Source organism: Citrobacter sp. CK180, assembly GCF_030333655.1.
Taxonomy (GTDB): Bacteria; Pseudomonadota; Gammaproteobacteria; order Enterobacterales; family Enterobacteriaceae; genus Citrobacter_B; species Citrobacter_B koseri.
Genome location: NZ_JAOWFM010000031.1, coordinates 19,131 through 45,334 on the forward strand (window position 1 = coordinate 19,131; position 26,204 = coordinate 45,334).

Genomic DNA, 26,204 nt, shown 5'->3' on the forward strand with positions numbered 1-26,204 from the left:
CACATGCGCCTGTATAGACCCACTGTATTACACAAAATCATTCAACCTGCATCGCAGCGGCAAGCAAAGAAATCCCCAGCAGCACAGATAACTATGTGACTGGGGTTTCACAGCGCAGCCAACAAAGAGGCAGGTTGAAGAATGAAGTGTAATCAGTTAGGGCACTTATAAACCTGACCGTTCATTTCACTGGCGGTCGGGACAAAGCTGGACAACATTCCCTGCGTTGGGCTGCTGACGCCATAAATCACATTTCCGCCCATTGCCGCAGCCTGGTTACGCAGGTCGTTCGCTGCACCACGCATAGAGCCGCCCTCTTCACCGTGCTGACCAGAAAGCCAGTTGCTTTGCTTACCGGTCGCAGTGCCGATCAACTGGCACTCTGCACCAGGCTTGTCTTCCACAAAACGCACACTTTGCCCGGCAGCGGTCAGTTGGTTGCTGGAGCTACAACCCGCCATCAGCAGCGCAGCACCGACGATCCCTGCTAAATATTTTACGTGCATGTTATTCCCCATAATCAATGAGCTGGACGCCACTCACGTCGTCCATGTCTGAATCTTATACTAAAAAGATGACCAAAAGAAAAACCCCCGAACATTTCTGCCCGGGGGTTTCTAAATTCTGGGAGATGAGCCCCCAAATCATTCTGGTTGCAGGAAGGCGGCCAGTTTGTTAATCCCCAGGAGCTTACTCAAGTAAGTGACTGGGGTTAGCAAACGCAGCCAACGCATCTGCGGCCTGAAGGATGCAGGGTGTGGGCAATTACATCATGCCGCCCATTCCACCCATACCGCCCATGCCGCCGGCTGCGCCTAAGTCAGGAGCATCGCCTTTCGGCAGGTCAGTTACCATGCACTCGGTAGTGATCATCAGACCAGCCACGGATGCCGCGTACTGCAAAGCAGAACGGGTTACTTTGGTCGGGTCCAGGATACCCATATCGATCATGTTGCCGTATTCTTCGGTTGCTGCGTTGTAACCGTAGTTGCCGTCGCCGCTTTTAACGGTGTTAGCCACAACAGACGGTTCTTCGCCGCAGTTCAGCACGATCTGACGCAGCGGGGATTCCATTGCGCGCAGCGCAACTTTGATACCCACGTTCTGGTCTTCGTTCTGGCCTTTGAGTTCCGCAATTTTAGACGCGACGCGAATCAGCGCTACGCCACCACCGGCAACCACGCCTTCTTCAACCGCAGCACGGGTCGCGTGCAGGGCATCTTCAACGCGTGCTTTTTTCTCTTTCATTTCAACTTCGGTCGCAGCGCCAACTTTGATAACCGCAACACCGCCTGCCAGTTTCGCTACGCGCTCTTGCAGTTTTTCACGGTCGTAATCGGAAGTGGCTTCTTCGATCTGCTGACGGATCTGAGTGACACGGCCCTGGATCGCAGACTCTTCACCCACGCCATCAATGATGGTGGTGGTGTCTTTGTTGATCACAACGCGTTTTGCCTGACCCAGGTCTTCCAGGGTAGATTTTTCCAGCTCCATACCGATCTCTTCAGAGATGACGGTACCACCGGTCAGGGTTGCGATATCTTGCAGCATCGCTTTACGACGGTCACCGAAGCCCGGCGCTTTAACCGCCGCCACTTTCACGATGCCGCGCATGGTGTTAACCACCAGCGTAGCCAGCGCTTCGCCTTCCACATCTTCAGCGATGATCAGCAGCGGTTTGCCTGCTTTCGCAACGGCTTCCAGAACCGGCAGCATTTCGCGGATGTTAGAGATTTTCTTATCAGCCAGCAGGATGAACGGGCTTTCCAGTTCTACTGCGCCAGTTTCCGGCTTGTTGATGAAGTAAGGAGACAGGTAGCCACGGTCAAACTGCATACCTTCAACCACGTCCAGCTCATCCTGCAAACCAGTACCGTCTTCAACGGTGATCACGCCTTCTTTACCGACTTTGTCCATCGCTTCAGCGATCAGTTTACCTACGGTTTCGTCGGAGTTAGCGGAGATAGTACCAACCTGAGCAATGGCTTTAGAATCAGAGCACGGTACGGACAGGGTTTTCAGTTCTTCAACCGCAGCAGCAACCGCTTTGTCGATACCACGTTTCAGATCCATCGGGTTCATGCCCGCAGCAACGGCTTTCAGACCTTCAGTGATGATGGACTGAGCCAGTACGGTCGCGGTGGTGGTGCCGTCGCCTGCCGCATCGTTCGCTTTAGAGGCAACTTCTTTCACCATCTGCGCGCCCATGTTTTCGAACTTGTCTTCCAGCTCGATTTCACGCGCTACGGAAACACCATCTTTAGTAATGGTCGGCGCACCGAAAGATTTATCCAGAACCACGTTACGGCCTTTCGGACCGAGGGTCACTTTCACTGCGTCTGCCAGTACGTTTACGCCGCGCAGCATTTTCACACGAGCGTCGTTACCGAATTTTACGTCTTTAGCTGCCATTTTCTCTTTCCCTTAAATTCGTATGTTCAGTGTCGTTCGCGGATTACGCTTCAACAATTGCCAGAATGTCGCTTTCAGACATGATCAACACTTCTTCATTGTCGATCTTCTCAGATTTCACACCATAGCCATCGTTGAAAATAACGATGTCGCCAACCTTAACGTCCAGCGGCTGCACAGTACCGTTATCCAGGATGCGACCCTTACCGACAGCGATGATTTCGCCACGCGTTGATTTACCCGCTGCGGAACCGGTCAGAACAATGCCGCCAGCAGATTTGGATTCAACTTCTTTACGTTTGACGATCACACGATCATGTAACGGACGAATACTCATTGATAGCTCTCCTTTGAGAAAGTCTTTATCAGTTATGGGTGACGCCGGCCCGTGAACGGTTTCCCGGCTAGTGACCAGAGAGATGGGGATGGGTTTTTGCCCCTTCAAGGGGGCAGATGAAAAAAAATTCTTATCAGCAGAAAATCGCGCGAAAACGGTAGCTCACCTCACATTTCATAACGATTTAAGGCGGCCCGTCATAAGTAAATCCGATTGTGTTACCATCGAAAATCTGCGCAGTTGCCCAAAAATTGGGCGTAACCGGATAGTGACTCATGAGTGGACTAAAACAAGAGCTGGGACTGGCTCAGGGCGTGGGCCTGTTGTCGACATCACTGTTAGGAACCGGCGTCTTTGCCGTCCCGGCGCTGGCCGCGCTGGTGGCGGGCAATAACAGCCTGTGGGCCTGGCCTGCGCTCATCGTTTTAGTCTTTCCTGTGGCGATTGTTTTTGCCATCCTGGGGCGTCATTTCCCCAGTGCGGGCGGCGTGGCGCATTTTGTCGGGATGGCGTTTGGTTCGCGAATGGCGCGCGTCACCGGATGGCTGTTCCTGTCGGTCATCCCCGTCGGCCTGCCAGCGGCGCTGCATATCGCCGCCGGGTTCGGTCAGGCGATGTTTGGCTGGCACGGCTGGCAGCTTTTACTGGCGGAATTCGGCACGCTGGCGCTGGTGTGGTTCATTGGCTCTCGCGGCGCCAGTTCCAGCGCCAACCTGCAAACGATCATTGCCGGGCTGATTGTGGCGCTGATTGTCGCCATCTGGTGGGCGGGCGATCTCAAGCCGAACCAAATTCCATTCCCTGCCCCTGCGGATATTGAGCTGCCCGCCCTGTTCGCCGCGCTGTCGGTTATGTTCTGGTGCTTTGTCGGCCTTGAAGCGTTCGCCCATCTGGCATCAGAATTTAAAAACCCTGAACGCGATTTCCCGCGCGCACTGATGATCGGTCTGCTGCTGGCTGGCTCCGTTTATTGGGCGTGTACGGTGGCGGTTCTGCATTTTGACGCCTACGGCGCGCAAATGGCGGCGGCAGCGTCGCTCCCTGACATCGTCGTGCGATTGTTTGGCGTACAGGCGCTGTGGGTCGCCTGCATTATTGGTTATCTGGCCTGCTTCGCCAGCCTGAATATCTATATCCAGAGTTTCGCCCGCCTTGTCTGGTCACAGGCGCAGGACAGGCCAGATCATTATCTGGCACGCCTTTCTGCCCGCCGCGTTCCCCGCAATGCGCTGAACGCCGTACTGGGCTGTTGCGTACTCAGCACATTGTGCATTTACATCCTTGAGATCAATCTCGACGCGCTGATCGTCTATGCCAACGGCATTTTCATTATGATCTACTTGCTGTGTATGCTGGCCGGGTGTCGGTTGCTGGCAGGACGCTATCGCGCGCTGGCGGTGACTGGCGCTCTGCTGTGTCTGTTATTGCTGGCGATGGTGGGATGGAAGTGCCTGTACGCGCTGATTATGCTGACGGCGCTGTGGCTGTTTTTACCCCGCAGGTTGGCTAAGCGTCAGCAGTTGTAGGCCCGGTAAGCATAGCGCCACCGGGCATTTATGCCGGATGACGCCGCTGAAGCGGTTTATCCGGCCTACGGTTCAACGTTTGATTTAATCCTTGCGGTCGTCTTTATGATCTAAACGGTCACGCTCGTCCTCTTTACGCTGAAACTCACCGTCAAACGTCTCGCCGCCGCCCGTTCCGGCGCTAAAACCGCCGCCAGGCATACGGGAAAAACGCAAATGCGGCAGCAGCTTCATGGTCAGGTGTTTCTGCACGGGCGGCAATAAAAGAAGCAGCCCCAGGAAGTCGGTGAAGAAGCCGGGCAGCACCAGCAGCAGGCCCGCGATGATCAGCGACACGCTCTTGATCATCTCCGCCGCCGGACTTTCGCCAGCCGCCATTTTCTGCTGCATCAACAAAAAGTTCTTGAAACCCTGGTTTCGCACCAGCGACATACCAATGACCGAGGTGAAAATCACCAGGATCAGCGTCATCAGGACACCCAGCACATGGGCAACCTGGATAAAAATAGAAATCTCAATGTAAACATAGAGAAAGATGGCAATAAACGGTATCCAGCGCAAAGGACTCTCCTGTAAATGACAGCCGTTTTCATCACGTCTGTCTGATATGGGTGCGCGATTCGCATGCGTCAGATGTTGAGACGGTTAGCAAAATTTCAAGCTGTTTGTACACTTATTTTTAGTGGTAATCCCAAAGCGGTGACCTATTTCACAAAATAATAAATAAGGGGTAACTTCCCACACTTTAAGTGATCCAGGTTACGGTAGAAATCCTGAAGCAGAATATGATCTCGAGTATCAGACCGATGCAGGGGATAATCGTCGGTCAGGAAACATTCGAAACCACATATATCCTGTGTGTTTATGTAATTATTGGCAGCTTGAAAAAGAAGGTTCACATGTTAAACAACATTCGTATCGAAGAAGATTTGTTGGGTACCAGGGAAGTTCCAGCGGATGCCTACTATGGTGTTCACACTCTGAGAGCGATTGAAAACTTCTACATTAGCAATAACAAAATCAGCGATATCCCTGAATTTGTACGCGGTATGGTAATGGTGAAAAAGGCAGCGGCCCTGGCCAACAAAGAGCTGCAAACCATCCCTAAAAGTGTGGCCAACGCCATCATTGCCGCATGTGATGAAGTCCTGAATAACGGCAAATGCATGGACCAGTTCCCGGTAGACGTTTACCAGGGCGGTGCAGGTACTTCCGTCAACATGAATACCAACGAAGTGCTGGCCAATATCGGGCTGGAGCTGATGGGTCATCAGAAAGGTGAATATCAGTACCTGAACCCGAACGACCATGTGAATAAATGTCAGTCCACCAACGACGCCTATCCGACTGGTTTCCGTGTTGCCGTTTACGCGTCTATCGTCAAACTCATTGATGCAATCAATCAGTTGCGTGAAGGCTTCGAGCGTAAAGCCGTTGAGTTCCAGGACATCCTGAAAATGGGCCGTACCCAGTTGCAGGATGCTGTACCGATGACCCTCGGCCAGGAATTCCGCGCTTTCAGCGTACTGCTGAAAGAAGAAGTGAAAAGCATTGAACGTACTGCTGAGCTGCTGCTGGAAGTTAACCTCGGCGCGACGGCAATCGGTACTGGCCTGAACACCCCGAAAGAATACTCTCCGCTGGCGGTGCAGAAACTGGCTGAAGTCACTGGCTTTGCCTGCGTACCGGCAGAAGACCTGATTGAAGCAACGTCCGACTGCGGCGCTTATGTCATGGTACACAGCGCGCTGAAACGCCTGGCTGTGAAGATGTCTAAAATCTGTAACGACCTGCGTTTGCTCTCCTCAGGCCCACGCGCGGGTCTGAACGAGATCAACCTGCCGGAACTACAGGCGGGCTCTTCTATCATGCCAGCGAAAGTAAACCCGGTAGTACCGGAAGTTGTTAACCAGGTATGCTTCAAAGTCATCGGTAACGACACCACCGTAACGATGGCAGCCGAAGCAGGCCAGTTGCAGCTGAACGTAATGGAGCCGGTTATCGGCCAGGCGATGTTCGAATCTATCCACATTCTGAGCAATGCCTGCTACAACCTGCTGGAGAAATGCATTAACGGCATTACCGCAAACAAAGAAGTGTGCGAAGGATACGTTTATAACTCCATCGGCATCGTCACCTACCTCAACCCGTTCATCGGCCACCACAACGGCGACATCGTTGGTAAGATTTGCGCCGAGACCGGTAAGAGCGTCCGTGAAGTGGTGCTGGAGCGCGGCCTGTTGACTGAAGCAGAGCTGGACGATATTTTCTCCGCACAGAACCTGATGCACCCGGCTTACAAAGCAAAACGTTATACTGATGAAAGCGAACAGTAATCGTACAGGGTAGTAACACAGGAGGCACGTCAGATGACGTGCCTTTTTTCTTGTCATAAGTTACCAAATAACAACAATTTAATATCAACTTGTTAAACAACAAGGAAGGCTAATATGATAGTTTTAGAACTTATCATCGTTTTGCTGGCAATCTTTTTGGGTGCCAGACTTGGGGGCATCGGTATTGGATTTGCAGGTGGGCTTGGCGTTCTGGTTCTTGCAGCCATCGGCGTTAAACCAGGGAATATCCCGTTCGATGTTATTTCCATCATCATGGCGGTTATCGCTGCCATCTCCGCAATGCAGGTTGCGGGCGGTCTGGACTATCTGGTTAACCAGACGGAAAAACTGCTGCGCAAAAACCCGAAATACATCACGATCCTTGCACCGATCGTCACCTATTTCCTGACTATCTTTGCCGGTACTGGCAACATCTCTCTGGCAACCCTGCCGGTTATCGCTGAAGTGGCGAAGGAGCAAGGCATCAAACCTTGCCGCCCGCTCTCCACGGCGGTGGTTTCCGCACAGATTGCGATCACCGCATCGCCTATCTCTGCGGCGGTGGTGTACATGTCTTCCGTCATGGAAGGTCATGGCATCAGCTATATTCACCTGCTGTCCGTGGTGATTCCGTCCACTCTGCTGGCGGTACTGGTGATGTCCTTCCTGGTCACAATGCTGTTTAACTCTAAACTTTCTGACGACCCGGTTTACCGCAAACGTCTGGAAGAAGGGCTGATCGAGCTGCGCGGCGAAAAGCAAATTGAAATCAAACCGATGGCAAAAACCTCGGTCTGGCTGTTCCTGCTGGGCGTTGTCTGCGTCGTGGTTTATGCCATCGTCAACAGTCCAAGCCTCGGCCTGGTCGCAACACCGCTGATGAACACCACCAACGCGATTCTGATCATCATGCTGAGCGTCGCGACGCTGACGACCATCGTCTGCCGCGTCGAAACGGACTCCATCCTGAACTCCAGTACCTTTAAAGCGGGTATGAGCGCCTGTATCTGTATTCTGGGCGTAGCATGGTTGGGCGATACTTTCGTTTCTCACAACATCGACTGGATCAAAGACACTGCGGGTAGCGTGATTCAGGGCCATCCGTGGCTGCTGGCCGTCATCTTCTTCTTTGCTTCCGCTCTGCTGTACTCTCAGGCAGCCACAGCGAAAGCGTTGATGCCAATGGCGCTGGCGCTGAACGTCTCTCCGCTGACCGCTGTCGCGTCTTTCGCTGCGGTTTCCGGCCTGTTCATTCTGCCGACCTACCCAACGCTGGTTGCTGCGGTTCAGATGGATGACACCGGTACAACCCGTATCGGTAAATTCGTCTTTAACCACCCGTTCTTTATCCCAGGCACGCTGGGTGTTGCCCTTGCCGTTTGCTTCGGCTTCCTGCTGGGCAGCGTCATGCTGTAAGTTCTCCTCGCGGGGCGTATACGCGCCCCGCTTTCTTACCTCCGCTTTGACTAACATCCCGCCGCCTTCCGTTGTATAGTGACCACACTCTTGCTGCTCTTTCTGTTCTTTCGAGGTGTTTATGCTTGATGATAATAGTCAGGATATCTCCATCCCCGAGGCCGTCGTGGTGCTCTGTACCGCGCCGGATGAAGCAACAGCCCAGGATCTGGCCGCTAAGGTGCTGGCGGAAAAACTGGCCGCCTGCGCCACGTTACTGCCGGGCGCGACATCCTTGTATTACTGGGAGGGCAAACTGGAGCAGGAATACGAAGTGCAGATGATTTTAAAAACCACCGTTTCGCACCAGCAAGCGCTTCTTGAATGCCTGAAGTCTCACCACCCGTATCAAACGCCTGAACTTCTGGTTTTACCCGTCACTCACGGAGACACTGATTACCTCTCATGGCTCAACGCATCCTTACGCTGATCCTGCTGCTGTGTAGCACATCCGCCTTCGCCGGATTATTTGACGCACCAGGCCGCTCGCAGTTTGTCCCTGCTGACCAGGCTTTTTCCTTTGATTTTCAGCAGAATCAACATGACCTGAACCTCTCCTGGCAGGTGAAAGACGGCTACTATCTTTACCGCAAACAGATAAGCATCACCCCCTCTCAGGCCGAAATTGCCGAAGTCCGGCTCCCGGCGGGCGTCTGGCATGAAGATGAGTTTTATGGCAAAAGCGAAATCTACCGCAAGCGCTTAAACATTCCGCTCATCGTTAACCAGGCCGCATCCGGCGCGACGTTAACCGTGACGTATCAGGGCTGTGCTGACGCAGGCTTCTGCTATCCGCCGGAAACCAAAACCGTGCCGTTAAGCGAAGTGAGCGCCAGCACGGTGGCTAAATCCACGCCGTCGCCGGTCGCGGCGCAAACGGAAGAGACGCCGCAACCTGCCGCCCGGCTGCCTTTCTCCGCACTGTGGGCATTGCTGATTGGCATCGGGATCGCCTTTACGCCCTGCGTCCTGCCGATGTATCCGCTGATTTCCGGCATTGTGCTCGGCGGTAAACAACGCCTCTCAACCGGACGCGCGCTGCTGCTGACCTTTATCTACGTACAAGGTATGGCGCTCACCTACACCGCGCTGGGGCTGGTTGTGGCCGCTGCCGGGCTACAGTTCCAGGCGGCGCTCCAGCACCCTTATGTGCTAATCGGCCTTGCGCTGGTCTTCACGCTGCTGGCGCTGTCAATGTTCGGACTGTTCACGCTACAACTGCCTTCTTCATTGCAAACGCGCCTCACGTTGATGAGTAACCGTCAGCAGGGCGGCTCTCCTGGCGGCGTATTTGTCATGGGCGCGATTGCCGGGCTTATCTGCTCGCCATGCACCACCGCGCCGCTGAGCGCCATTTTGCTGTACATCGCCCAGAGCGGGAACATGTGGCTTGGCGGTGGAACGCTGTATCTCTACGCGCTGGGCATGGGGCTGCCGCTGATTCTGGTCACCGTGTTTGGCAACCGTCTGCTACCGAAAAGCGGCCCGTGGATGGAACACGTCAAAACCGCTTTTGGCTTTGTGATCCTCGCGCTGCCGGTCTTTTTGCTGGAGCGGGTAATCGGCGACGAGTGGGGACTGCGTCTGTGGTCGCTGCTGGGCGTCGCCTTCTTCGGCTGGGCGTTTATTACCAGCCTGCACGCCAGACGCGGCGGGATGCGCATTGTGCAAATCATCCTGCTGGCGGCGGCGCTGGTCAGCGTACGTCCGTTACAGGACTGGGCGTTTGGCGCAACAACCGCCCAGACGCAGGCGCACCTGAACTTCAAGCCGATTACGACAGTCGATGCGTTAAATCAGGCGCTGGCAGAGGCAAAAGGAAAGCCGGTAATGCTGGATCTCTACGCCGACTGGTGCGTCGCCTGTAAAGAGTTTGAGAAGTACACCTTCAGCGATCCGCAGGTTCAGCAGACGCTGGGCGACACCGTGCTGCTACAGGCTAATGTCACCGCCAACAATGCGCAGGATGTCGCCTTACTCAGGCACCTGAATGTGCTGGGTTTACCGACAATCCTGTTTTTTGATGCGCAAGGCCATGAGCACCCGAATGCGCGAGTGACGGGCTTTATGAATGCGACGACCTTTAGCGCACATTTGCGCGATCGCCAACCGTGAGCGACACTTTCTGTGGGAAAGACGGAGGAGAATACCGTGCAACGTGAAGATGTCCTGGGAGAAGCCCTGAAATTACTTGAGGTTCAAGGGATAGCAAACACCACGCTTGAAATGGTGGCAGAACGCATTGATTATCCACTTGATGAGTTACAGCGCTTCTGGCCCGATAAAGAGGCTATTCTGTACGACGCCCTGCGTTATCTGAGTCAACAGGTAGACATCTGGCGTCGCCAGCTTTTGCTTGATGAAACCCTTACCGCAGAACAAAAACTGCTGGCGCGCTATAACGCGCTTTCGGAGTGCGTGAGCAACAACCGCTATCCTGGTTGTCTGTTTATTGCTGCCTGTACGTTTTATCCCGATCCTGCCCACCCTATTCACCAACTGGCCGATCAGCAAAAACGGGCGGCGCATGACTTCACCCACGAATTGCTGACAACGCTCGAAATTGACGACCCGGCGATGGTGGCGAAACAGATGGAACTGGTGCTGGAAGGTTGCCTCAGCCGAATGCTGGTCAATCGCAGCCAGGCTGATGTGGATACCGCCCACCGTCTGGCGGAGGATATACTGCGCTTTGCCCGCTGCCGTCAGGGCGGCGCGTTGACGTAATTAGAGCCAATTTTGCGCTTTTTGCGTGAAAAGCAGGCAGTCAGCTGTCTTTTGTCATTTTTTTCATGGAAAGCCGTTGACGCCTGCGCCCCTTTACGGTTTAATGCGCCCCGTTGCCCGGATAGCTCAGTCGGTAGAGCAGGGGATTGAAAATCCCCGTGTCCTTGGTTCGATTCCGAGTCCGGGCACCACTTCTTCAGAGCCTGTTCGTTAAGAGATGAGATCCTTAACGGGCAAGACAGTAGTCCCCAGACGGCATGATGATGGTACTTGTGTTACCGCATCAGTTGAACACGGGACTTAAATCCAGAGGATGTTCGAACCATCCTCTGGATTTCTCACGTCCACAATTTACTTCACGAACGTATTTACCCTCAGATCTTCCCTGTGTCAATCTTTTGTAAAGCAAACATCCCTTTTTTTTCCATTTTTAATTTCATCAACTTAGATTTAACTTAAGATTAGTCTTATGCCGCATCCAGCTCCTCCAGCATGTCCCGGACCTTATCCAGGTCACTTTCAACATACTCCAGCGTGACCGCCGGCGTTGAATGACCCAGCAGGTCCTGTGCCATCTTCAGATTACGATCCGGCAAACGCATCAGGTTAGTCGCGATGGTGTGTCGGAATCTGTGCGGGCTGACTGTAAAACCGCATTCTCGTGAAAGTCGTCTGAAAAACGCGCGCAACGGCGGATAATCCATGTTGCTGCTGATTTCATTCTTCCGGCCATCAAAGCGAGAAAGATTAAACAACTGATCCTGCATCTTCGCGCCACGCTCAAGGGAAAGGTTATAGAGCCTTTCAAGTCTGGGTCGTAGGTTTTCAGTAATCGGAACCCGGTGTTCCTTATGGTTCTTGGAACCCTCAGGCCGGAGATTAATCCATCGGTGCTCAAAATTTACATCCTCCAGGCGAATGTGCAGCAGCTGGTTCTGGCGCATCCCTGTTCTCCGCAATGCATCCAGTACCGTTAACCAGAACCATGCTGGCCGTAAGGCGCTTTTTCTTAACTCCATCATACCAGTCCGTTCATCCTCTTCCCTCGCCTGCATGTGCAGATAAATTTTATTCATCTGCACATCAGTCAGTGTTTTTTTGCGTTTGACATCGGGTCGGGTAATTACCCCGTTGAAAGGATTTTCCCTCATCGTTACAAGCCCATTAACGATGGCGTGATTAAATATAGCGCGCATATGAGTCACTTTATTATTCCAGGTCGTTCTGCTCAGTCCTTCCTCATGGATAATTTTTCGGCGCCACGTTAAAACCAGCGTTTTATCAACCTGCTCAGGTGAAATACCTTCACCGCTAAAGGAAATGAATGATCTGACTACCTTCCTGTAGCTCCACTCCGTAGCCGGGCGCAAAGATTTACTGAAAAAATAATCATCCAGCACTTGTTCAAATGCATTGTTCATATTCACCTCGTATATTGTTATTCTGACTTAAGCAATAGTATTAATTTCTTCGTGCAAGCCATACGCTGTCCGGTGGACAGGTTCCTTTTCTGTAAATAATGTCAGCGCTCAGCATGTATCCTGACATTTTGGTGTAACGACCGCTTTTGTCCGGCGTATCGTATTTATGGTAATGCCAGAGGCCTTTACCATTTCGTGAATAATGAACGTTCAGAGCTTCAAAGCTTTTTTGTAACGCTGATTTATCCAGTGACTCGTTTGTATTCAGCGATAAATATTTAAAAAAACACTCAGGTGAAACAATGAATACAAACTGAGCAAGAATATGTGCAAAACTCTCGCCCTCATTGACACTAACCGTACCGTCATGGATTGAGGATTTCAGCCAGTCCAGAAACTTTTCTCCTGGAGTGCCAGATTCCATCCCGACTAGCGAAAACTCTTCAGAAGAAGTAGTTTCAACCTTCGCTTCAACAACAGGTGCACCAGAGCCCGACATCTGGTCAAGCACGCTAAGAAGTTCTGCGGTTGATACCGACTCATCCGGGACAGTGTCATCACCTGTTCGTTCATCGGATGACTGCGTATCATGATTATCAAATGCCGAAAGCAACGTAACCTGACCGGTAACATCCTTGGCAGCATAATCACCTGTCTGGTTAGTATCGTAACCTATTGATGCATTGTTAATTGGCTCTGGAACCGGTGTTATATTTTTGTGACTGGACGTTTGATGCATATCGTCGTCTATTAAATTTGGGATATTGTTTGTTCTGGATTCTTCCTCCCCTTCCTCCCCTGTGGTGATCACCTTATCGCTTTCAGAGGGGCTTGCTGTACCAGAAACGGTTCCTGATTTATTGGCAACGCTGGCAAGCGCATCGCTGATGATGCTGTTGAGAATTCCAGACTGAGCTTTTTGTCCGCTGAGGTACAAAAATAGCGCACCTGAAATCGCCGGCCAGCGTTGAAGCCAGATAGCCGCAGCATCCGGGATGAGTTTACTGGCAATGTACATTCCGTTCATTGAAGCCGTTCTCCCCTGCCGGGGACGCACCCGCCAGTTTGCACCGGGTATTTCCATCCCCGGACACCAGGCTTTTCCGTTCGCCAGGCTCCCTTCAATCTGCGACAACCAGTCAAGATGATGAAAAAGCCCAGCCCAGAACACTGCGCATATCCAGGCTGGCCCCTGCTCTGCCTGCTCCTCAGGCGTCGCTCCCGGAGGTAACATCATACCGCGTACCAGCCTCACGGCACTTGCGGCCACGGATAAACTGAGGTCAGTAAAGCCCCCTGGAGTGGCGAACGGCCCCGCCCAGGCTGCCGGTACTTCCTGAACGCGAGCGGCCATTTGCTCTAAGGGTTTTAGCCAGAATTCGTCAAAGGCAGACTGTGACAGTGGGCAATTTTCCCGCAACATCCGGACGAACTTCTGTCGCTCCGCAGTTCCCAGTAACAACTGACCGGACAGTACGTTCCGGAACCCTCCCGCTTGCGCCGGCTGCACGGATGGCCTTACTGAGTGTTCCGTTCCGACTGCCAGCCCAAGGCCTGTTAACCATTTCAGTCCACGCATAACCACCCCATAACCAGATTCCGAATTGACGCTACGCTATGGAGACGGTTGTATTTTGCAAGTCAAAAGCCTTAGTTCCTGATTAAACAAAACGAACTTGCATTAATCCTTAAAGGCCGGTTCACAGTTTTCAGATGAAGAGAATTAATCAGCATGCTTCCTTAAGCGCCATCAGAAATCTGAGGGAAGCGACAGAAATGCAAAGATTAGTAGTCTCTGGAATTATCCTCTGCTGGGGTCTTGTGAGTTACGGGCTCATCGCTCTGATTACGGGGTATCAGGATGGGATGGTGTATCTCTGGGGGCTTGTTTTGCTATCCCCTTTTTCTCTGAGAGTGGTGAACTGGATGCAGCGCAGACTCATCAACCAGCCCTGCATCCTGAGCTACCATAAGCGCAGCTCAAGGATATTCGTGCATCTGTCGCCAAACCAGCCAACCGTCAGTATTTCATCCGAACGTGTGGCCTGGTTCTGGAATGGAGTGCTAACCAGTATAGAGGACGCTCTCAGTGGCAGAGAAAACACCATCGTGATTGCCTCCCATCTCCTCACCTCTTATCGAATTAAACGTATCAGAAGGCATCTTCAGATTCAGGCCGGACATTACCGAAGCCATGTCATACATGTCCCCTTCACACCCGCTGCGCGTGCAGTTATGCAACTGGAAATTCTTCTTGCACAGTGGCGCTGGCGTGTACCGTCCAGAACGTTATGGCCCGTTCTTGTCATACGAAAAACTTTCAATCCGGAAAAATAATTTCCCCTGTTTTGATTTTTCACCTGTTGTCACACTGGCTACATCAATGTAGTCGATCTGAACGATCGATTTTCATCGTTATACATCCACTCTGGTGCGCGGTAACGTATCCACAGTGGATACAATAATTAATAACTTAAGTCGAATTAATGTATTAGCCAACACCGGGAAATGATATGAACCGTCTGAACATCACCTCCATCCTTGCCAGTATCATCACTGAACGGGATGAAAATATGCAGCAGCTGGTAGCCCAGCTTTCGGACGGAAAGAAAACGTCTGGCAGCCCTATTGCAATACGTTTTAAACCAGCTGTCAGGGATTTCGTCACACTGGTATCAGGACGCCTGGGTATTTCATCAGCTGAACTGGTCAATATTCTCGTCGAGGGTATCATGCGCGAGACGCTTATCCCCCGACAGGCTGTGATCACACATATCCACGAACGGTTCTGGCTGCTGATGGATGAGCACCGCCTGTCGGTACTGGACGTGGCTCGCCTGCTCTCGGACTGGAATATCGGTCTGAGCGTTCTGGAAAGCCGTGAAAGAACGATGGATTACTTAACTGCACCTTTGCTGAAACAGCTATCTGACTGGTTCTGTGTAAGTACCAGATGGCTGGAAGGAAGTGATCCCCGGCCAGTGTACCTGACCGCTTTCAGCGAATGGATGCAGGTTGCCATGATAATTAAAAAAAGAATTCAGGAATATACATCTGACGACAACCTGACCCGTCCTGACATATTCCTGGTCAGAGAGAATCAATACACCTCAGGAGATATCAAAGACGAATCCGGACATGTTTTCATTTTTATTCGGCGCTATAAAACCGTTAATAACACAACAATTCGTGTAGTTGAATGTATCGGGCACTGTCCATCTTCAGGTGCTTATAAAACACAACTTAATTCATTTCTGAGCATGAGCAACATTCTCTTCAGAGCGCATATTCTCAACAGTTTCGACACATTTTATGCATCCGGTTATTTACTGGATGCGCTGAGAGAAGGAAAGATACTTCCGGCCGCTGCACTGTGGGAGATTCAGAAACTTCAACGAACAGAGTCAGGTAAGTTTTCTCAAAATATTTGGACCGAAGAGGAAAGAGAACCTTTTCTTTTCCCTGAGGAATTTATAACACCAGAATGGAGTAAATTTGTTAGCCAAATAACAGCCCTCAATATTAAGTGAAATAACCAGTCAGACACATTGTTTTATTGGTGCGCCAGCGCCAGGGGTTTTTTTTGCCTTAAACACCATAAACGACAAAGGATATAAATGATGAAAGCTTCAATTTCAATGATTACACGCTGCGTTTCCCTTGCTCTTCTGGTTTCCGCAGTGCCATCGGTTAATGCTGCGACGAACTGGATGGAGGCACGCGGTGATGCTATGGGTGGCACCGGCGTGGCATCCGCGCACTACGGTACAGCTGCTCTGTCTAACCCTGCTCTGTTAACTACGTCCGGACCAACCGATGATTTCAGCCTGGTGCTGCCATCGATGGGCGCCCAGGTCTCTGACCCGGATAAAACCGTGGATAAAGCGGATGATGTTAAGGACCTCTGGGATCGTTTCGACAGCGCCGTCGCTAATCAGTCCGGTGTCAGCGAAAGCGCCGCGGCACTCAAGAGTAAGCTTCAGGATTTGAAAAACACACATGCGAACGGCCAGGTCGGGGCTTCAGTTATTGCAACTGTGCCGAACCAGACACTACCGTTTGCCGTTGTGGTGAAATCATGGGGTACTGTCTCTGTCGATGGTAAGGTCAGCGATCACGACCTGGAATACCTCGACAAGGTCGCCGATGGCACAATCCCCCCTTCTGCAGTGGATACTGACTCACTTACGTCAAGAGCCTACGGTCGTGCGGCTGTGATCACCGATGTCGGCGTGGCCATGGCGCATGAGTTCGAAACTGCAGGACATGCCTGGTCCTTTGGTATCACACCAAAATACCAGCGCGTTGACCTGTTTAACTACAACGTTTCCGTCAGTAATTTTGACAAAAACGACATTGACTCCAGCGAGTACCGCAATACCAAAACCGGTTTTAACGCCGACGTCGGTCTGTCCACAAACCTGAACGATAACTGGACTCTCGGTCTGGCCGTACAAAATATCATCCCCCGCTCAATCGATACCAAAGAAGTAAATGGTGAAAAGGGAACGTTCAAGATTAAACCGCAGGCCACTGCCGGCGCCTCATGGCACAACAGCTTCATCACAACCGCGCTCGATGTCGACCTGACTGAAGCGAGTGGTTTCACCAGTGATAATAAGCGTCAGTTTGCAAGTCTGGGTGCCGAGATTAATGCCTGGAACTGGATGCAGGTGCGTGCGGGTTACCGCCAGAACATGGCTTCCGGAGAAGGCAATGCTTTCACTGCCGGCCTGGGGTTCTCTCCGTTTGATGTGGTTCACCTGGATATCACGGGCATCGCAGGCACTGATCGTACCTACGGGGCGGTTGCACAACTTCAATTCACTTTCTGATCCAGCAAAATGAAGGGGCTGTTTACTGACAGCCCTGGAAGTCCTCAGGAGAACACTATGAAAAAACTCATTCTTTGCTCAGGTATCTCTTTTGTACTTATGGCTCTTGCGGGGTGTAGCCAGAACCAGCTCAATCAGTTTCAGCAGCAACTGTCAGATGTCAGCACAATGATATCACCTGGAGAGCAGCATACTTCTGACAAACAGGCTGAACGTAATGAGATTACCCAGGCATTCAGCCTGCCAGTCGGCGTAGATACTGCTGCACTACGCCTGAAGCAACATTATGGTTTTCCCTCAGATGAAGATGTTTCAGCAGCAAGAAACAATGGCCAGGGAAATGCTGGCTGGTCAGCATCGGCAATTTCAGAAGGTGCCAGTTGGTCAGCCCAACCTGGGTCTTATTATCGCATGAGCCGGAACTGGGCAGCTAATGATCGCCTGACAATAGAAGTCACAGGCGATGCTAAACGCAGCAACGTGACCGCAATTTATCGTTCCTCCAATCCGGAGCATCTTAAACCTGAATGGACCGCGCGCCTGTGGAAACAAATTCCGGAAGTCGCACGCGGTACGAAGGTTAGTCGGGAGGTCGGGCAATGAGCAAGTCACCTTCTCCACGGCCGCAGGAGACTGATATGTCCAGTTTACCAACTGGTGAAAATATCAAAGCCATTGAAAAGCTAATTAGCGATGCCTCAGAGGTTATTGCAAAACGCGAGCGCTCAGTCAGACGTGCAGAACGAAATCTGGAAATAGCCGAAGACCACCTTGCAGACCTGGAAAATCAGAGAGATGAACTCGTCATAGCGAGCTGGGGAGATGTTCCTAATTGGCATGGAATATTTAGTATGAGTGAGGATGCCTCAACTACCATGCGAGCATACCGTGATAAATGGGTCGGTACGATCGCAGGTCTGCGTCTAACTGCCTTCGGCAATATTTATACCGGACAGTCAGTTTACGGGATCGGTTTCACAACAAAGTCTGAAGAAGAACTGGAGCAAACAGTCCAGATGGTGGAGTTTGTTCTGCCGTACCTTATTGCTGATGAGCGAAAAGAAAAATCATTAATGATTTATAACTACCCCGCGGTGGACTGCTACCACAGCTTCGTTTTTAATATCGAAACAGGTACATATGGCATCGCCACAGATCGCTTTATGTCACGTCAGGAAACGATGGAGTTTCCCTCACTGGAATTCGCACTTCGTCATCTCCAGGCAAACACCTTAATAGACGATGTAGATAAACGGAAAAGCCTGAACGATGAGGTGACGGAATGAAAGATGTGTACTGGGTAGTCGAAGCCAACGGGAAGGAAATTGGCGCTATGACACTGGATGAGTTTGAAGACATCCAAAAGTCCGTGAAGGCAAACTGGTTGAACAGGATCGTTGCCGTTATCAGGTTTTTCTTTTTCCCTGCATATAAGAAAACAGGCCTGTATTTGCCTGAAATTGAAGAGGAAGTAAAAGCACTTTTGCAGGTCAGAACTGATGCTCCGCTAACCATTAAATTCGTTCGCGGAGAAATGCCATCTCAGATAAGACTACTATAACGGCCAGTAGCAAGATGCTGCCTCATCAACCATTCAATCTCTATACCCAATAAAAAAGCCCCCGGGAGGGAGCTTTTTATTATTCAGGCGGCCTGATTCAGGACATGACGTAAACGACCGGGCCAGTTGCCCTGGTAATGCGCAAACGTATGCAACACACGACGGCGTTCATCGCAAAGAGAGTTGCCAATAACCACTTCACCTGGCACTCCACACAGCGTTAACTGAATATAAGCCATCCCCGCAGCCAGCGGATCGATATCAGTAGCTGAAACCCACAAATACCGGTGTGGTGAATAACCGGCATCGCGCAGCACAGTGGCAAATGCGAGCACCATACATCCTGCGCCACAGGCTGGCTCCGCCAGGGTAATAAAAGGCTTGTCCGCAAAATTATCAGCAACGTTGCCGAGTTGCATGCGCGCCATCATGATGCCCACATCCCATGGGGTAAAAAACTGACCACGATATTTATCACCCAGTTCGAGCTGCATGAAAACCTGTCCAAGAAAATCCCCCGGTGAATCATCCAGCCCATTGACAACATGGGCCAGCAATTCTGCCATACGGACTACATCCTTCTTTTCATAACGTGCAACTATGTGTAGATATTTCTGCTCCCGCTTTTCGCAGAAACTGAGGGCATTCTGAAGAGCAATAACGCTGCAACTGATGAAGTCTTCAAAAACCTGATGTCGATGGTGATAACGAGCAGTCTGGTTGAAAAGCGAAATGAACGCCTTTTCATGGTTTATAAGATTTTTCATGCATGTCTCCTTTAACGGGAAACACGCCCCTGACGGGGAAACAGTGTTTCCCGTCAGGGTGAAAAAAAGCCACAACAAGTGTTGTGGCCAGTATGTTGAACCGGTTAGCCCGGGTTATCCTGGTTTAGTGTCAGGCCCGAATGCTCCCGTATTGTGCCGCTGGCGCCGCATATGGCGTTACCGCTGTGGTTTCCGTAGAGACAAGGTACATTCTTGCTGTTTCACCGTTGCTCAGTTGCTGCATTTCTTCCGGCCAGGGGCCACTGTCAACGTGATCACCGCGGTCAAAACAGTTATATCCGGAAAAACCTTCATCCACTGATTTCCAGTAATGACGGATCTCACAGTCAAACAGCTCTGACATCTCACCCATAACCTCTCCAGATGGCGGGTACCAGGGGGTATCGAACGTCAGTAATATCGTGCCCAGTGATTCACGGCTCCAGTTGGCTTTATGACCAGCCGGGAACTCCACACCATACAGCTGCGTGTAAAGATCTGCAGTTGTGTTAAGCCCCCGGAACAAACCACTGTTACCGTTCAACTCAGTTGCAAGACGTGACGGCATTATCATCAGCATATCGCAGGGACAACTCGCGGCCGGCATTATACTGAGCCATTCCCAACGCTCCTGCGGATCGAACTGTTCCCCGAAGCTGGCAACACCAAACCAGTCAGCATAGTGAACAGCCATCAACTGGGACATTATCTGGCGCGATGAAACTGGAATACTCTCCCATTTAAGTGTTTCCAGGCCGGACTGAACCCAGATCTTCTCCATACGTGCAATAGTAGCGCTGTCGAGCCACGCATCCTTTTCCATTAATTCCAGGAAATGCTGGAACGCCTGGTTTGCCGAAGTAGAAGCCCCCGTACCGGCGGCCGTAAGCATCGGATAAGCAGTAAACTCTGTCGCTTTTGTTGGCTTAAGTATCCCGGCACATCCAGCAAGAAACAGCTTTATGGCCTGCCGTATGGCATGTCGATAACGCGGAGTTTCAGTGCCGGCAATCCAGGACTGCATCACGTCAATACAAACAGATTTCGCAGTGATTTCCAGACGGTTTTTGCACCATGAAAACATAGTTATTACTCCTCTTTAGTTTAGACAGAGGGCATCTCCCTGAGGAGATACCCTCAGGGGATGCTGATGACCAGGGCCATCAAGTTTATTGTTAAGCAGCCTTGTTCTGTTCCGGTTGTCGGTTCAGTGGCTGCAGTAAAAATTCCGACGCTTCCCGGGCAAACCGGCAGGCGCGGAAAAAGGCTTTTTTATCGTCACGAAGTACCTTCAGCCAACTGGCCAGATAGCTTTCATGTTGAACATCACCGTAAATACCCAGCTCTGCACAAAGAAAAGCACTGCCGGTTTCGGCAATAAGCTCCTCAAAGGCGTAAACCGGATCACCGAATTTTCGCGAAGAAGATGTTATCCCTTCACGGCTAAGGCGGCGGCTGTGGCCGGTTGCATGAACCAGTTCATGCAGTAGCGTGGACCAGTAATCAGCTTCAGAATTAAACTGCGAAGTCGTAGGCATCACAATTCGATCGGTTGATGGCTGATAATACGCCCGGTTTTGTCGGTACGATGTGCAAACCACACCGGTTGCATTCAGTACTGACAGTACCTGCCCCTGTTGTTGTTCACTGAGTATGGAATGCCGCTCCTCTTCTGCCTCTGTTGGCGGCATGCCGGCAACAGCATCCGGCAGTCCATCACACTGGGCGACATTGAAAAGTTGCAGCGGCTTCAGCATCGCAAGCGACTCCATGACGGGATTACCGTCTTTATCGAACAGCTTGTTATCGTTGCCATCCGTCGCCTGTTTCTCAAACGGTTTGTAGATAATGGCCATCGAGCTGGTTTCACCCTTGCGCACCTGACCACCCACGGCTTTCGCCTGCTGGTATGTCAGCCATCGATCGGATGGAAATCCCCGCTCTTCAGCAGACATCCACAGCAAGGGTATATTCACTCCGCTGTAATGGCGGCCGGTTGTGGCATTCACCGGTAACGCGCTGCCATGTACGTTCTGTGCAGAACGCCACGGCCGGCGCCACGGTGGAACCCCTTTTCCCAGGGCAGCAATGATTTTGTCGGTGACCTGCTGGTAAAGATCGGCTTTCTGAGCCGGCGCGGCCTTACGGCCGCGAATGGATTTGTTCATAAGGATGCAACCTGTAAAAAAGGGCGCATCCTCCCCGGGGGCGGAAGAATGCGCCACCGGGAGTGGAAAAAAGTCAGAGATAGTCAGTAATACAACCTAACGGCGGGTTGCCGCGTAACGGAAAGAGCCATCAGACATCACCTCGCTGACGCTGCTGCGCACGCTGCGAACCGCACTCTCAAATATCGCGCGATCAGCAGGTTTTGCCCGTTTACAGTCGAGACGGATTACCCTGTCAAGCACATACAGCGCCTGCGAGCGCCAGCTCAGACGTTCCGCATTCCCCACACAGGCAGGTAAATGCCGGAGAGACTGATCGTAGAGCCAACGAATATTGCTGCGATATTCCTCCACCAGGACATACACCTTTTCTGGCGGACGGGTCTCTTTACGAATTGTCATACCAGTCCCCAGTGGACCGGCCGATGGCATCATAAAAAGATCGTGGTGTTCGGTCAGAACGGCGTCGAATTTGCTCTGCTCCATAAAGGTCTGAAAAGCGTATTCCTTCCCGGGAATTAACAGGTCTGCATTTTCCGACCAGTTTGCATCTTTCGAGGGATTACAACCTTCCGCCCATGCCCTGAGCCATTCGCCGGGGTTTCGGTCATCCGGAACCCGGATGTATATACCAAGGTTCTTTTCAAGCAGCAGTGGCCTTTGCATACCGCCCTGCTGTGATAAAAGAGGGCGTAATTCGGTTGAGGTAAAGCGAATCATCAGGACTCCTTAAATTAATAAGGAGGAGACTTCCCCTGGAGGGAAGGTCCCTCCGGGAAGTGTTAATCAGTCAGAACTGATTCAGTCGAAACGGTAACGCAGCCAGGCCATCTGCTGCGCCATCTGCCGTCCCGCCCGTAAAGCCTTACGTGCGGAGGCAAACTGACCGGCGCTGGCCAGTTGCTGATACTGCCAGTCACGCGAACTGTAGCCCGTTCTGCGTGAAATGATGGCGGTAAAACCCCCTTCAGACTGAACGACCTCGGCGCGGAAACTGCTGTGACCGCTACGGTTGGTGAACCATTCGGCCTGCTGCTGCCGCATTGCTTCTGAAATGCGGCTGAGGACGCGCGTGGTATGGGTGATAAACAACAGTATTATACTGCTCATGGTTTTCTCCTTAGTTAATGCGGAGAAAACCATCACCGCAGATGCAGGGAGGTTGTCCCCGCATGGGTTGGTACATCAGTTATAAGCTGGCTTCATTCAGAAAACACAACCACCTCCGTATGGAGAAAGTCCCCATAGGGTTCAGTGCATCACGTCAGAAATCAGCATCGCTGCGTTCCATAGACAGAAAGGCCTCTTCGTCTTTGACTGCGCTTTTGTAGAAATATATCCAGGCTTCTTTATCAATACCTTCTGCCATGCGGCAGAGGTCGTTAAAGAATGCCTCCCATGATCCCGGTATAAGTTTTCGAACATACAGTTCAGCCAGTTCCCGGGCAACAGAAGCCATATCCCAGACATAATACGGAAAGCCGTCTTCATCTGTCCCGGTATTTAGGTCAAGGCGGCGAAGCGCTGCGATACTCAGCAGCTCGCCTTCCGCTTTAGCCAGTGCAACTTTGTGAGCATTACGCTCGCTGGCACGGATGTGAAAATCTTCGGTGAGAATTAACTCGTTCATAAAGGATTCCTTAAAGAGTTGTGGAATCCTGTCCCTGACCGGGACAGAAGTCCCGTTAGGGTGAGAAAATCTTCGACTAATAAGGCCGTCAGGCGATGTCTGAGAAATGGGCGCTCTGATAAAACATTTCGCGCAATTGCTCTGTAGCTTCGTCCAGCTCTTTTTCCTCGCGAGACCTGGTAACGCCCTGAAGAAAAGCTGTACTCCAGTGAAAACTGTGAACATCTGTCCCCAGAAGCGTAAGCTCGCTCACTGCTTCTTCGACAAAGGTATGTTTTATGAAGCCATGCTCAGTTGCAAAACCAACTGTATGCGCGACATGTCTGAGAAAAGTCAGGTAATCAGGAAGGCCGTCAGCAGGAACCTGAGGATCTGCGTCGACCATGAGTTTGTTATCCAGACGAACGTTAAGCTGAGTTTTTACGTAATCCACAATGATTTTTGCAGAAGCGGGTGAGTCACAACTCAGTAACGCGAGCGGATTGATCATTCTGGTGTAATGCATGGGTACGATTCCTTATGAAAAAAGGGAACCGTCCCAAAGGGAAAGTATCCCTCAGGGTGAGAATCAGGCCAAAAATGCCGGATGAGTAAATCAGGTGTTTGGTAGTGTGAAGTGATGTAGAAAAGGACCTTAACCTGTAATCAGGTTCCTGTTTGCAAAGGTTAAACAGGTTTGAACCGCCCGAAAGCGCCATCTCTCAGGTTATGATGGCATTGGCATGTGATTACCCGAAGGCGCCTGTCTCAAATCACTCAGGCATTGGCAGTTGTCAGAGACAACGTTAGCAAATTAAGCGTACACAATTCCCGCACCTCAGGCAATAGTGTCAACGCAAAGATCTTCCCACATTGTGGTTTGAACCAGGACGATGAAGCCCTTAACGGAAAGTCACTACTGCTGAGAATATCCTGAGAAAATGTGTCATGTTTAAATTGACCAGAAAAAAGGATCATATTTTTACATTTCATGAGCGTTTTCTTTTTCTCTCAGTGATTTCCTGAAAGTTTCAGACAGTGCGCCACGGATGAAATACAGACAGGCATCAGTACGGGTAAATTTGTCTCCGTAATGCGCATGAACCTCCTGTGAACAAGCCACCTCGTAATGCCCCCTATCGATAATACGTGAAATCCTTTCCTTCCATCCCAAAAACACACGACCAATAACCAAATCCTCACCAGAAACAAAAATGCTTTTACTCATTACCCTCTACCTTATTATAAACACGAGCCACGTATTGTCCCCTGCCATCGCCATGTCCCAAATCCATTGATGCCAGAGCCTGTGCCTCTTCTTTAGTGAAACCTCTTTTCATATGATAATTCATGACATCAACAGAGTAGGCATAGCGTAAACTATGAGGCGCATATTTTCCTGTTAATCCGGACTCACGGACAACATTGCGATAACGTTCAATAGCCGTATGTAATGATGGCTTATCAATCAACTTTCCATTATTTTCATTCAAGTGTTTAAGGGACGCATTGATTGCAGCCAGAGTTGATTCACGATCTAATACCGTTGTATCTCTTGGTCGTCCTCCTTTTGTCCCAAATACAACACGTATTTTTTCGTCACCATTGAGTAAAGCTTTTTTCCAGGTACGCAACGATTTAGCAGACTGTACTGTTTCTTCTGTTCTTAACCCGAGTAATCTGGATAATCTCATTGCACATGCAACGCCATCATCCTTTTGCTCTACACTCGTCAATACCTGCCGAAAATAAGCATCGGGAATAGCAACCTTAGTTCCATCCCGGCTCGTTTCCGAAATACCCAGAGCCTGATTGCTCAGTTTATCATGAGAAGGATTTGCCATGAATGTTTTCCCCGCAACACGTAACAAAGCCCGGATAGCTGCCATTTCGTTCTGAAGTGTGCGTCTGGAAATATCTTCAGAAAGGCGGCTCTTCATATACAACTCGATATGCCCCGTCTTGATATTTTTAATATCTCTGATTTGAACATTAAGTTTTAATAAACGTTCGGCAAACCTGTCCGCAATTTTCATTCGGTCAGAAACGGTTTTAAAACTTCCCCCTGCCTGCCTGGCAAGCGTTTTAAGATTTTTATTCAGTTTTGCCATAAACAACCCTCCATTTAAACAGGTGTCAGTGCTTTTCCGTCTGCGTGAACGGAAAAGCACTGACACCGGCTGCGCCACAGCTACAGACGATGAATTTCACCCCGACGGCACGGTTTATGGTTGTGCTTCCTGCGTCTCGACAGATATCTGTGCATCGGGGCGGCGAAATGTTGAGTTATTGCGAAGCTCCCCAGGTCTCTGACCTGTTCGCGGTTTGCACCGGGCTGAAATTAATCAGTCTGCTTCCACACACCAGTATGTTGACTGGTGTCGCCATCGATATCGTGTCGATTTTCTCCTTTCAGAATGAAGTCCTTACCCGTTTTTACGAGAAAGACGTTTGGTTGATAAATGAACAAGAAGTGAATGAAGTACGTTTTTAAGGCCCTTAAAACCTTTAAGTACGTGTTGGTCAGTTGGTAAAAAAGTTGTCGAAATGGCAGTGCGTCAGCTCTGCCTGTTATGCGCTGCGCGCGTCACTTGGTACTCGTTTCACTCGTGCACAAGTGACGCCGCGCTCCTCTGCTCTCAATGCAGTCGTGGAAGATGCCCAAATGTTCCAAATGGTCATACCCACGCCGCAAAGTTCGCAACGGCCAGCAGCGTCATAAAGAGTGAAAACGATAAGAAAATTGCGGCCAGACAACGGCTGCAAGACGTATCTGAAAAACAGATACAGAAGTGAAAGGGACCTTCATCGCCAGATTCAAACTGTATGCGATCTTCGTTTTCAAAGGGTAAACGAAGTTACCGCCCGAAGGCGCCACCTCTCAGGTCACGGTGGCATTGGCATGGCGATCACCCGAAGGCGCCTCTCTCAGATCGCCGAGGCATTGGCATGTTGCATACAACGCAACGGTACAACGAGCAAGATATTAGATCGGAGCGTGATCCTTTATCAAGTTTTTATCTGTGACATGGAAGACGAGTCTGCAGGAA

28 protein-coding genes and 1 tRNA gene are annotated in these 26,204 nt (G+C 50.9%); 14 read left to right on the forward strand and 15 right to left on the reverse strand.

Annotated features, from left to right (window positions below; all coding sequences use genetic code 11):
• Positions 1 to 152 precede the first annotated feature (152 nt).
• From OGV50_RS03080 to OGV50_RS03090, 3 genes are all read right to left on the reverse strand, one after another.
• Positions 153 to 506: a DUF4156 domain-containing protein gene (locus OGV50_RS03080; protein WP_024130803.1), complete on the reverse strand. Its 354-nt coding sequence runs from the start codon at positions 504 to 506 to the stop codon at positions 153 to 155.
• A gap of 259 nt (positions 507 to 765) precedes the next feature.
• Positions 766 to 2,412, reverse strand: coding sequence for a chaperonin GroEL (gene groL / locus OGV50_RS03085; RefSeq protein WP_012134466.1), 1,647 nt, complete (start codon positions 2,410 to 2,412; stop codon positions 766 to 768).
• A gap of 43 nt (positions 2,413 to 2,455) precedes the next feature.
• Positions 2,456 to 2,749: a co-chaperone GroES gene (locus OGV50_RS03090; RefSeq protein WP_000027827.1), complete on the reverse strand. Its 294-nt coding sequence runs from the start codon at positions 2,747 to 2,749 to the stop codon at positions 2,456 to 2,458.
• 275 nt (positions 2,750 to 3,024) lie between these two features.
• Here OGV50_RS03090 and yjeH point away from each other — a divergent pair, with 275 nt between their 5' ends.
• Entirely contained in the window at positions 3,025 to 4,275 is a 1,251-nt protein-coding gene (yjeH, locus tag OGV50_RS03095; RefSeq protein ID WP_200054029.1) for an L-methionine/branched-chain amino acid transporter, read from the forward strand.
• Between the two features lie 84 nt (positions 4,276 to 4,359).
• On the opposite strand, the gene OGV50_RS03100 is transcribed toward yjeH, so the two are convergent.
• Positions 4,360 to 4,836, reverse strand: a complete 477-nt coding sequence (locus OGV50_RS03100; RefSeq protein ID WP_071257314.1) for an FxsA family protein — start codon at positions 4,834 to 4,836, stop codon at positions 4,360 to 4,362.
• Positions 4,837 to 5,174: 338 nt separating this feature from the next.
• On the opposite strand from OGV50_RS03100, the gene aspA reads away from it, so the two are divergent.
• The 6 genes from aspA (at position 5,175) to OGV50_RS03130 (ending at position 10,984) form a co-directional block, all read left to right on the forward strand.
• Positions 5,175 to 6,611, forward strand: coding sequence for an aspartate ammonia-lyase (gene aspA, locus OGV50_RS03105; protein WP_024130804.1), 1,437 nt, complete (start codon positions 5,175 to 5,177; stop codon positions 6,609 to 6,611).
• A gap of 114 nt (positions 6,612 to 6,725) precedes the next feature.
• Positions 6,726 to 8,027: an anaerobic C4-dicarboxylate transporter DcuA gene (dcuA, locus tag OGV50_RS03110; protein WP_012134471.1), complete on the forward strand. Its 1,302-nt coding sequence runs from the start codon at positions 6,726 to 6,728 to the stop codon at positions 8,025 to 8,027.
• A 121-nt stretch (positions 8,028 to 8,148) separates the two neighbouring features.
• Positions 8,149 to 8,496, forward strand: coding sequence for a divalent cation tolerance protein CutA (cutA, locus tag OGV50_RS03115; protein WP_012134473.1), 348 nt, complete (start codon positions 8,149 to 8,151; stop codon positions 8,494 to 8,496).
• Positions 8,472 to 10,181 carry a protein-disulfide reductase DsbD gene (locus OGV50_RS03120; RefSeq protein WP_200091118.1) on the forward strand — a complete coding sequence of 570 codons (1,710 nt, stop codon included), beginning with the start codon at positions 8,472 to 8,474 and terminating at the stop codon, positions 10,179 to 10,181. The genes cutA and OGV50_RS03120 overlap by 25 nt, the downstream gene beginning before the upstream one ends.
• A gap of 36 nt (positions 10,182 to 10,217) precedes the next feature.
• The gene (locus OGV50_RS03125; protein WP_024130805.1) at positions 10,218 to 10,793 is read left to right on the forward strand and encodes a transcriptional regulator; all 576 of its coding nucleotides are present in this window, start codon (positions 10,218 to 10,220) and stop codon (positions 10,791 to 10,793) included.
• Between the two features lie 115 nt (positions 10,794 to 10,908).
• Positions 10,909 to 10,984: transfer RNA gene (locus OGV50_RS03130), tRNA-Phe, on the forward strand.
• 276 nt (positions 10,985 to 11,260) lie between these two features.
• Here OGV50_RS03130 and OGV50_RS03135 read toward each other — a convergent pair.
• Both OGV50_RS03135 and OGV50_RS03140 read right to left on the reverse strand, forming a co-directional pair.
• The gene (locus tag OGV50_RS03135) at positions 11,261 to 12,214 is read right to left on the reverse strand and encodes a tyrosine-type recombinase/integrase (RefSeq protein ID WP_042999152.1); all 954 of its coding nucleotides are present in this window, start codon (positions 12,212 to 12,214) and stop codon (positions 11,261 to 11,263) included.
• 40 nt (positions 12,215 to 12,254) lie between these two features.
• Positions 12,255 to 13,793, reverse strand: a complete 1,539-nt coding sequence (locus tag OGV50_RS03140; RefSeq protein WP_042999151.1) for a TraI domain-containing protein — start codon at positions 13,791 to 13,793, stop codon at positions 12,255 to 12,257.
• A gap of 197 nt (positions 13,794 to 13,990) precedes the next feature.
• Between OGV50_RS03140 and OGV50_RS03145 the strand changes: the two genes are divergently transcribed.
• The 6 genes from OGV50_RS03145 to OGV50_RS03170 all read left to right on the forward strand — a co-directional run bounded on the left by OGV50_RS03145 (position 13,991) and on the right by OGV50_RS03170 (position 18,610).
• Entirely contained in the window at positions 13,991 to 14,551 is a 561-nt protein-coding gene (locus tag OGV50_RS03145; protein ID WP_043001809.1) for a hypothetical protein, read from the forward strand.
• 176 nt (positions 14,552 to 14,727) lie between these two features.
• Positions 14,728 to 15,744, forward strand: coding sequence for a hypothetical protein (locus tag OGV50_RS03150; RefSeq protein ID WP_042999150.1), 1,017 nt, complete (start codon positions 14,728 to 14,730; stop codon positions 15,742 to 15,744).
• Positions 15,745 to 15,852: 108 nt separating this feature from the next.
• A complete protein-coding gene (locus OGV50_RS03155; RefSeq protein WP_077816025.1) occupies positions 15,853 to 17,049 on the forward strand; it encodes a conjugal transfer protein TraF in 1,197 nt (398 codons plus the stop codon).
• Between the two features lie 57 nt (positions 17,050 to 17,106).
• A complete protein-coding gene (locus OGV50_RS03160) occupies positions 17,107 to 17,652 on the forward strand; it encodes a hypothetical protein (RefSeq protein ID WP_042999148.1) in 546 nt (181 codons plus the stop codon).
• A gap of 35 nt (positions 17,653 to 17,687) precedes the next feature.
• Entirely contained in the window at positions 17,688 to 18,335 is a 648-nt protein-coding gene (locus tag OGV50_RS03165) for a hypothetical protein (RefSeq protein ID WP_042999147.1), read from the forward strand.
• Positions 18,332 to 18,610 (forward strand): hypothetical protein, encoded by a 279-nt coding sequence (locus tag OGV50_RS03170; protein ID WP_042999146.1) that lies wholly within the window; start codon positions 18,332 to 18,334, stop codon positions 18,608 to 18,610. The genes OGV50_RS03165 and OGV50_RS03170 overlap by 4 nt, the downstream gene beginning before the upstream one ends.
• Positions 18,611 to 18,693: 83 nt before the next feature.
• Here the strand turns inward: OGV50_RS03170 and OGV50_RS03175 are convergent, their stop codons facing one another.
• The 9 genes from OGV50_RS03175 to OGV50_RS03215 all read right to left on the reverse strand — a co-directional run bounded on the left by OGV50_RS03175 (position 18,694) and on the right by OGV50_RS03215 (position 25,265).
• Positions 18,694 to 19,377: a DNA methyltransferase family protein gene (locus OGV50_RS03175; protein WP_042999145.1), complete on the reverse strand. Its 684-nt coding sequence runs from the start codon at positions 19,375 to 19,377 to the stop codon at positions 18,694 to 18,696.
• Between the two features lie 130 nt (positions 19,378 to 19,507).
• Complete coding sequence (locus OGV50_RS03180; RefSeq protein ID WP_000493293.1) at positions 19,508 to 20,461, reverse strand: DUF1281 domain-containing protein; 954 nt, start codon at positions 20,459 to 20,461, stop codon at positions 19,508 to 19,510.
• Between the two features lie 91 nt (positions 20,462 to 20,552).
• Positions 20,553 to 21,545: an ArdC family protein gene (locus tag OGV50_RS03185; RefSeq protein WP_042999144.1), complete on the reverse strand. Its 993-nt coding sequence runs from the start codon at positions 21,543 to 21,545 to the stop codon at positions 20,553 to 20,555.
• A gap of 96 nt (positions 21,546 to 21,641) precedes the next feature.
• A complete protein-coding gene (locus OGV50_RS03190) occupies positions 21,642 to 22,265 on the reverse strand; it encodes a hypothetical protein (RefSeq protein ID WP_042999143.1) in 624 nt (207 codons plus the stop codon).
• An 81-nt stretch (positions 22,266 to 22,346) separates the two neighbouring features.
• Positions 22,347 to 22,655: a hypothetical protein gene (locus tag OGV50_RS03195; protein ID WP_032676630.1), complete on the reverse strand. Its 309-nt coding sequence runs from the start codon at positions 22,653 to 22,655 to the stop codon at positions 22,347 to 22,349.
• Positions 22,656 to 22,809: 154 nt separating this feature from the next.
• The gene (locus OGV50_RS03200; protein ID WP_042999142.1) at positions 22,810 to 23,175 is read right to left on the reverse strand and encodes a hypothetical protein; all 366 of its coding nucleotides are present in this window, start codon (positions 23,173 to 23,175) and stop codon (positions 22,810 to 22,812) included.
• Positions 23,176 to 23,263: 88 nt separating this feature from the next.
• Positions 23,264 to 23,680, reverse strand: coding sequence for a hypothetical protein (locus OGV50_RS03205; protein ID WP_000559511.1), 417 nt, complete (start codon positions 23,678 to 23,680; stop codon positions 23,264 to 23,266).
• Between the two features lie 456 nt (positions 23,681 to 24,136).
• Positions 24,137 to 24,382 (reverse strand): hypothetical protein, encoded by a 246-nt coding sequence (locus tag OGV50_RS03210; RefSeq protein ID WP_042999141.1) that lies wholly within the window; start codon positions 24,380 to 24,382, stop codon positions 24,137 to 24,139.
• A complete protein-coding gene (locus tag OGV50_RS03215) occupies positions 24,375 to 25,265 on the reverse strand; it encodes an integrase domain-containing protein (protein WP_042999140.1) in 891 nt (296 codons plus the stop codon). Before OGV50_RS03215 ends, OGV50_RS03210 begins: the two co-directional genes overlap by 8 nt.
• Before the next feature lie 167 nt (positions 25,266 to 25,432).
• Here OGV50_RS03215 and OGV50_RS03220 point away from each other — a divergent pair, with 167 nt between their 5' ends.
• Positions 25,433 to 25,648, forward strand: coding sequence for a hypothetical protein (locus tag OGV50_RS03220; protein ID WP_125093457.1), 216 nt, complete (start codon positions 25,433 to 25,435; stop codon positions 25,646 to 25,648).
• Positions 25,649 to 26,204: the final 556 nt, after the last annotated feature.

Excerpts from the sequence above, each read along its gene's own strand:
- OGV50_RS03155 (WP_077816025.1), top strand. The coding sequence starts at position 15,853 with ATGATTACACGCTGCGTTTCCCTTGCTCTTCTGGTTTCCGCAGTGCCA.
- OGV50_RS03150 (WP_042999150.1), top strand. The coding sequence starts at position 14,728 with ATGAACCGTCTGAACATCACCTCCATCCTTGCCAGTATCATCACTGAA.
- OGV50_RS03220 (WP_125093457.1), top strand. The coding sequence starts at position 25,433 with ATGTTGAGTTATTGCGAAGCTCCCCAGGTCTCTGACCTGTTCGCGGTT.
- OGV50_RS03215 (WP_042999140.1), bottom strand. The coding sequence starts at position 25,265 with ATGGCAAAACTGAATAAAAATCTTAAAACGCTTGCCAGGCAGGCAGGG.
- OGV50_RS03135 (WP_042999152.1), bottom strand. The coding sequence starts at position 12,214 with ATGAACAATGCATTTGAACAAGTGCTGGATGATTATTTTTTCAGTAAA.
- OGV50_RS03080 (WP_024130803.1), bottom strand. The coding sequence starts at position 506 with ATGCACGTAAAATATTTAGCAGGGATCGTCGGTGCTGCGCTGCTGATG.
- OGV50_RS03140 (WP_042999151.1), bottom strand. The coding sequence starts at position 13,793 with ATGCGTGGACTGAAATGGTTAACAGGCCTTGGGCTGGCAGTCGGAACG.
- OGV50_RS03180 (WP_000493293.1), bottom strand. The coding sequence starts at position 20,461 with ATGTTTTCATGGTGCAAAAACCGTCTGGAAATCACTGCGAAATCTGTT.
- OGV50_RS03160 (WP_042999148.1), top strand. The coding sequence starts at position 17,107 with ATGAAAAAACTCATTCTTTGCTCAGGTATCTCTTTTGTACTTATGGCT.
- OGV50_RS03185 (WP_042999144.1), bottom strand. The coding sequence starts at position 21,545 with ATGAACAAATCCATTCGCGGCCGTAAGGCCGCGCCGGCTCAGAAAGCC.
- OGV50_RS03200 (WP_042999142.1), bottom strand. The coding sequence starts at position 23,175 with ATGAACGAGTTAATTCTCACCGAAGATTTTCACATCCGTGCCAGCGAG.
- OGV50_RS03190 (WP_042999143.1), bottom strand. The coding sequence starts at position 22,265 with ATGATTCGCTTTACCTCAACCGAATTACGCCCTCTTTTATCACAGCAG.
- OGV50_RS03145 (WP_043001809.1), top strand. The coding sequence starts at position 13,991 with ATGCAAAGATTAGTAGTCTCTGGAATTATCCTCTGCTGGGGTCTTGTG.
- yjeH (WP_200054029.1), top strand. The coding sequence starts at position 3,025 with ATGAGTGGACTAAAACAAGAGCTGGGACTGGCTCAGGGCGTGGGCCTG.
- cutA (WP_012134473.1), top strand. The coding sequence starts at position 8,149 with ATGCTTGATGATAATAGTCAGGATATCTCCATCCCCGAGGCCGTCGTG.
- OGV50_RS03210 (WP_042999141.1), bottom strand. The coding sequence starts at position 24,382 with ATGAGTAAAAGCATTTTTGTTTCTGGTGAGGATTTGGTTATTGGTCGT.
- OGV50_RS03165 (WP_042999147.1), top strand. The coding sequence starts at position 17,688 with ATGTCCAGTTTACCAACTGGTGAAAATATCAAAGCCATTGAAAAGCTA.
- OGV50_RS03195 (WP_032676630.1), bottom strand. The coding sequence starts at position 22,655 with ATGAGCAGTATAATACTGTTGTTTATCACCCATACCACGCGCGTCCTC.
- OGV50_RS03120 (WP_200091118.1), top strand. The coding sequence starts at position 8,472 with ATGGCTCAACGCATCCTTACGCTGATCCTGCTGCTGTGTAGCACATCC.
- OGV50_RS03090 (WP_000027827.1), bottom strand. The coding sequence starts at position 2,749 with ATGAGTATTCGTCCGTTACATGATCGTGTGATCGTCAAACGTAAAGAA.
- OGV50_RS03175 (WP_042999145.1), bottom strand. The coding sequence starts at position 19,377 with ATGAAAAATCTTATAAACCATGAAAAGGCGTTCATTTCGCTTTTCAAC.
- aspA (WP_024130804.1), top strand. The coding sequence starts at position 5,175 with ATGTTAAACAACATTCGTATCGAAGAAGATTTGTTGGGTACCAGGGAA.
- groL (WP_012134466.1), bottom strand. The coding sequence starts at position 2,412 with ATGGCAGCTAAAGACGTAAAATTCGGTAACGACGCTCGTGTGAAAATG.
- OGV50_RS03205 (WP_000559511.1), bottom strand. The coding sequence starts at position 23,680 with ATGCATTACACCAGAATGATCAATCCGCTCGCGTTACTGAGTTGTGAC.
- dcuA (WP_012134471.1), top strand. The coding sequence starts at position 6,726 with ATGATAGTTTTAGAACTTATCATCGTTTTGCTGGCAATCTTTTTGGGT.
- OGV50_RS03170 (WP_042999146.1), top strand. The coding sequence starts at position 18,332 with ATGAAAGATGTGTACTGGGTAGTCGAAGCCAACGGGAAGGAAATTGGC.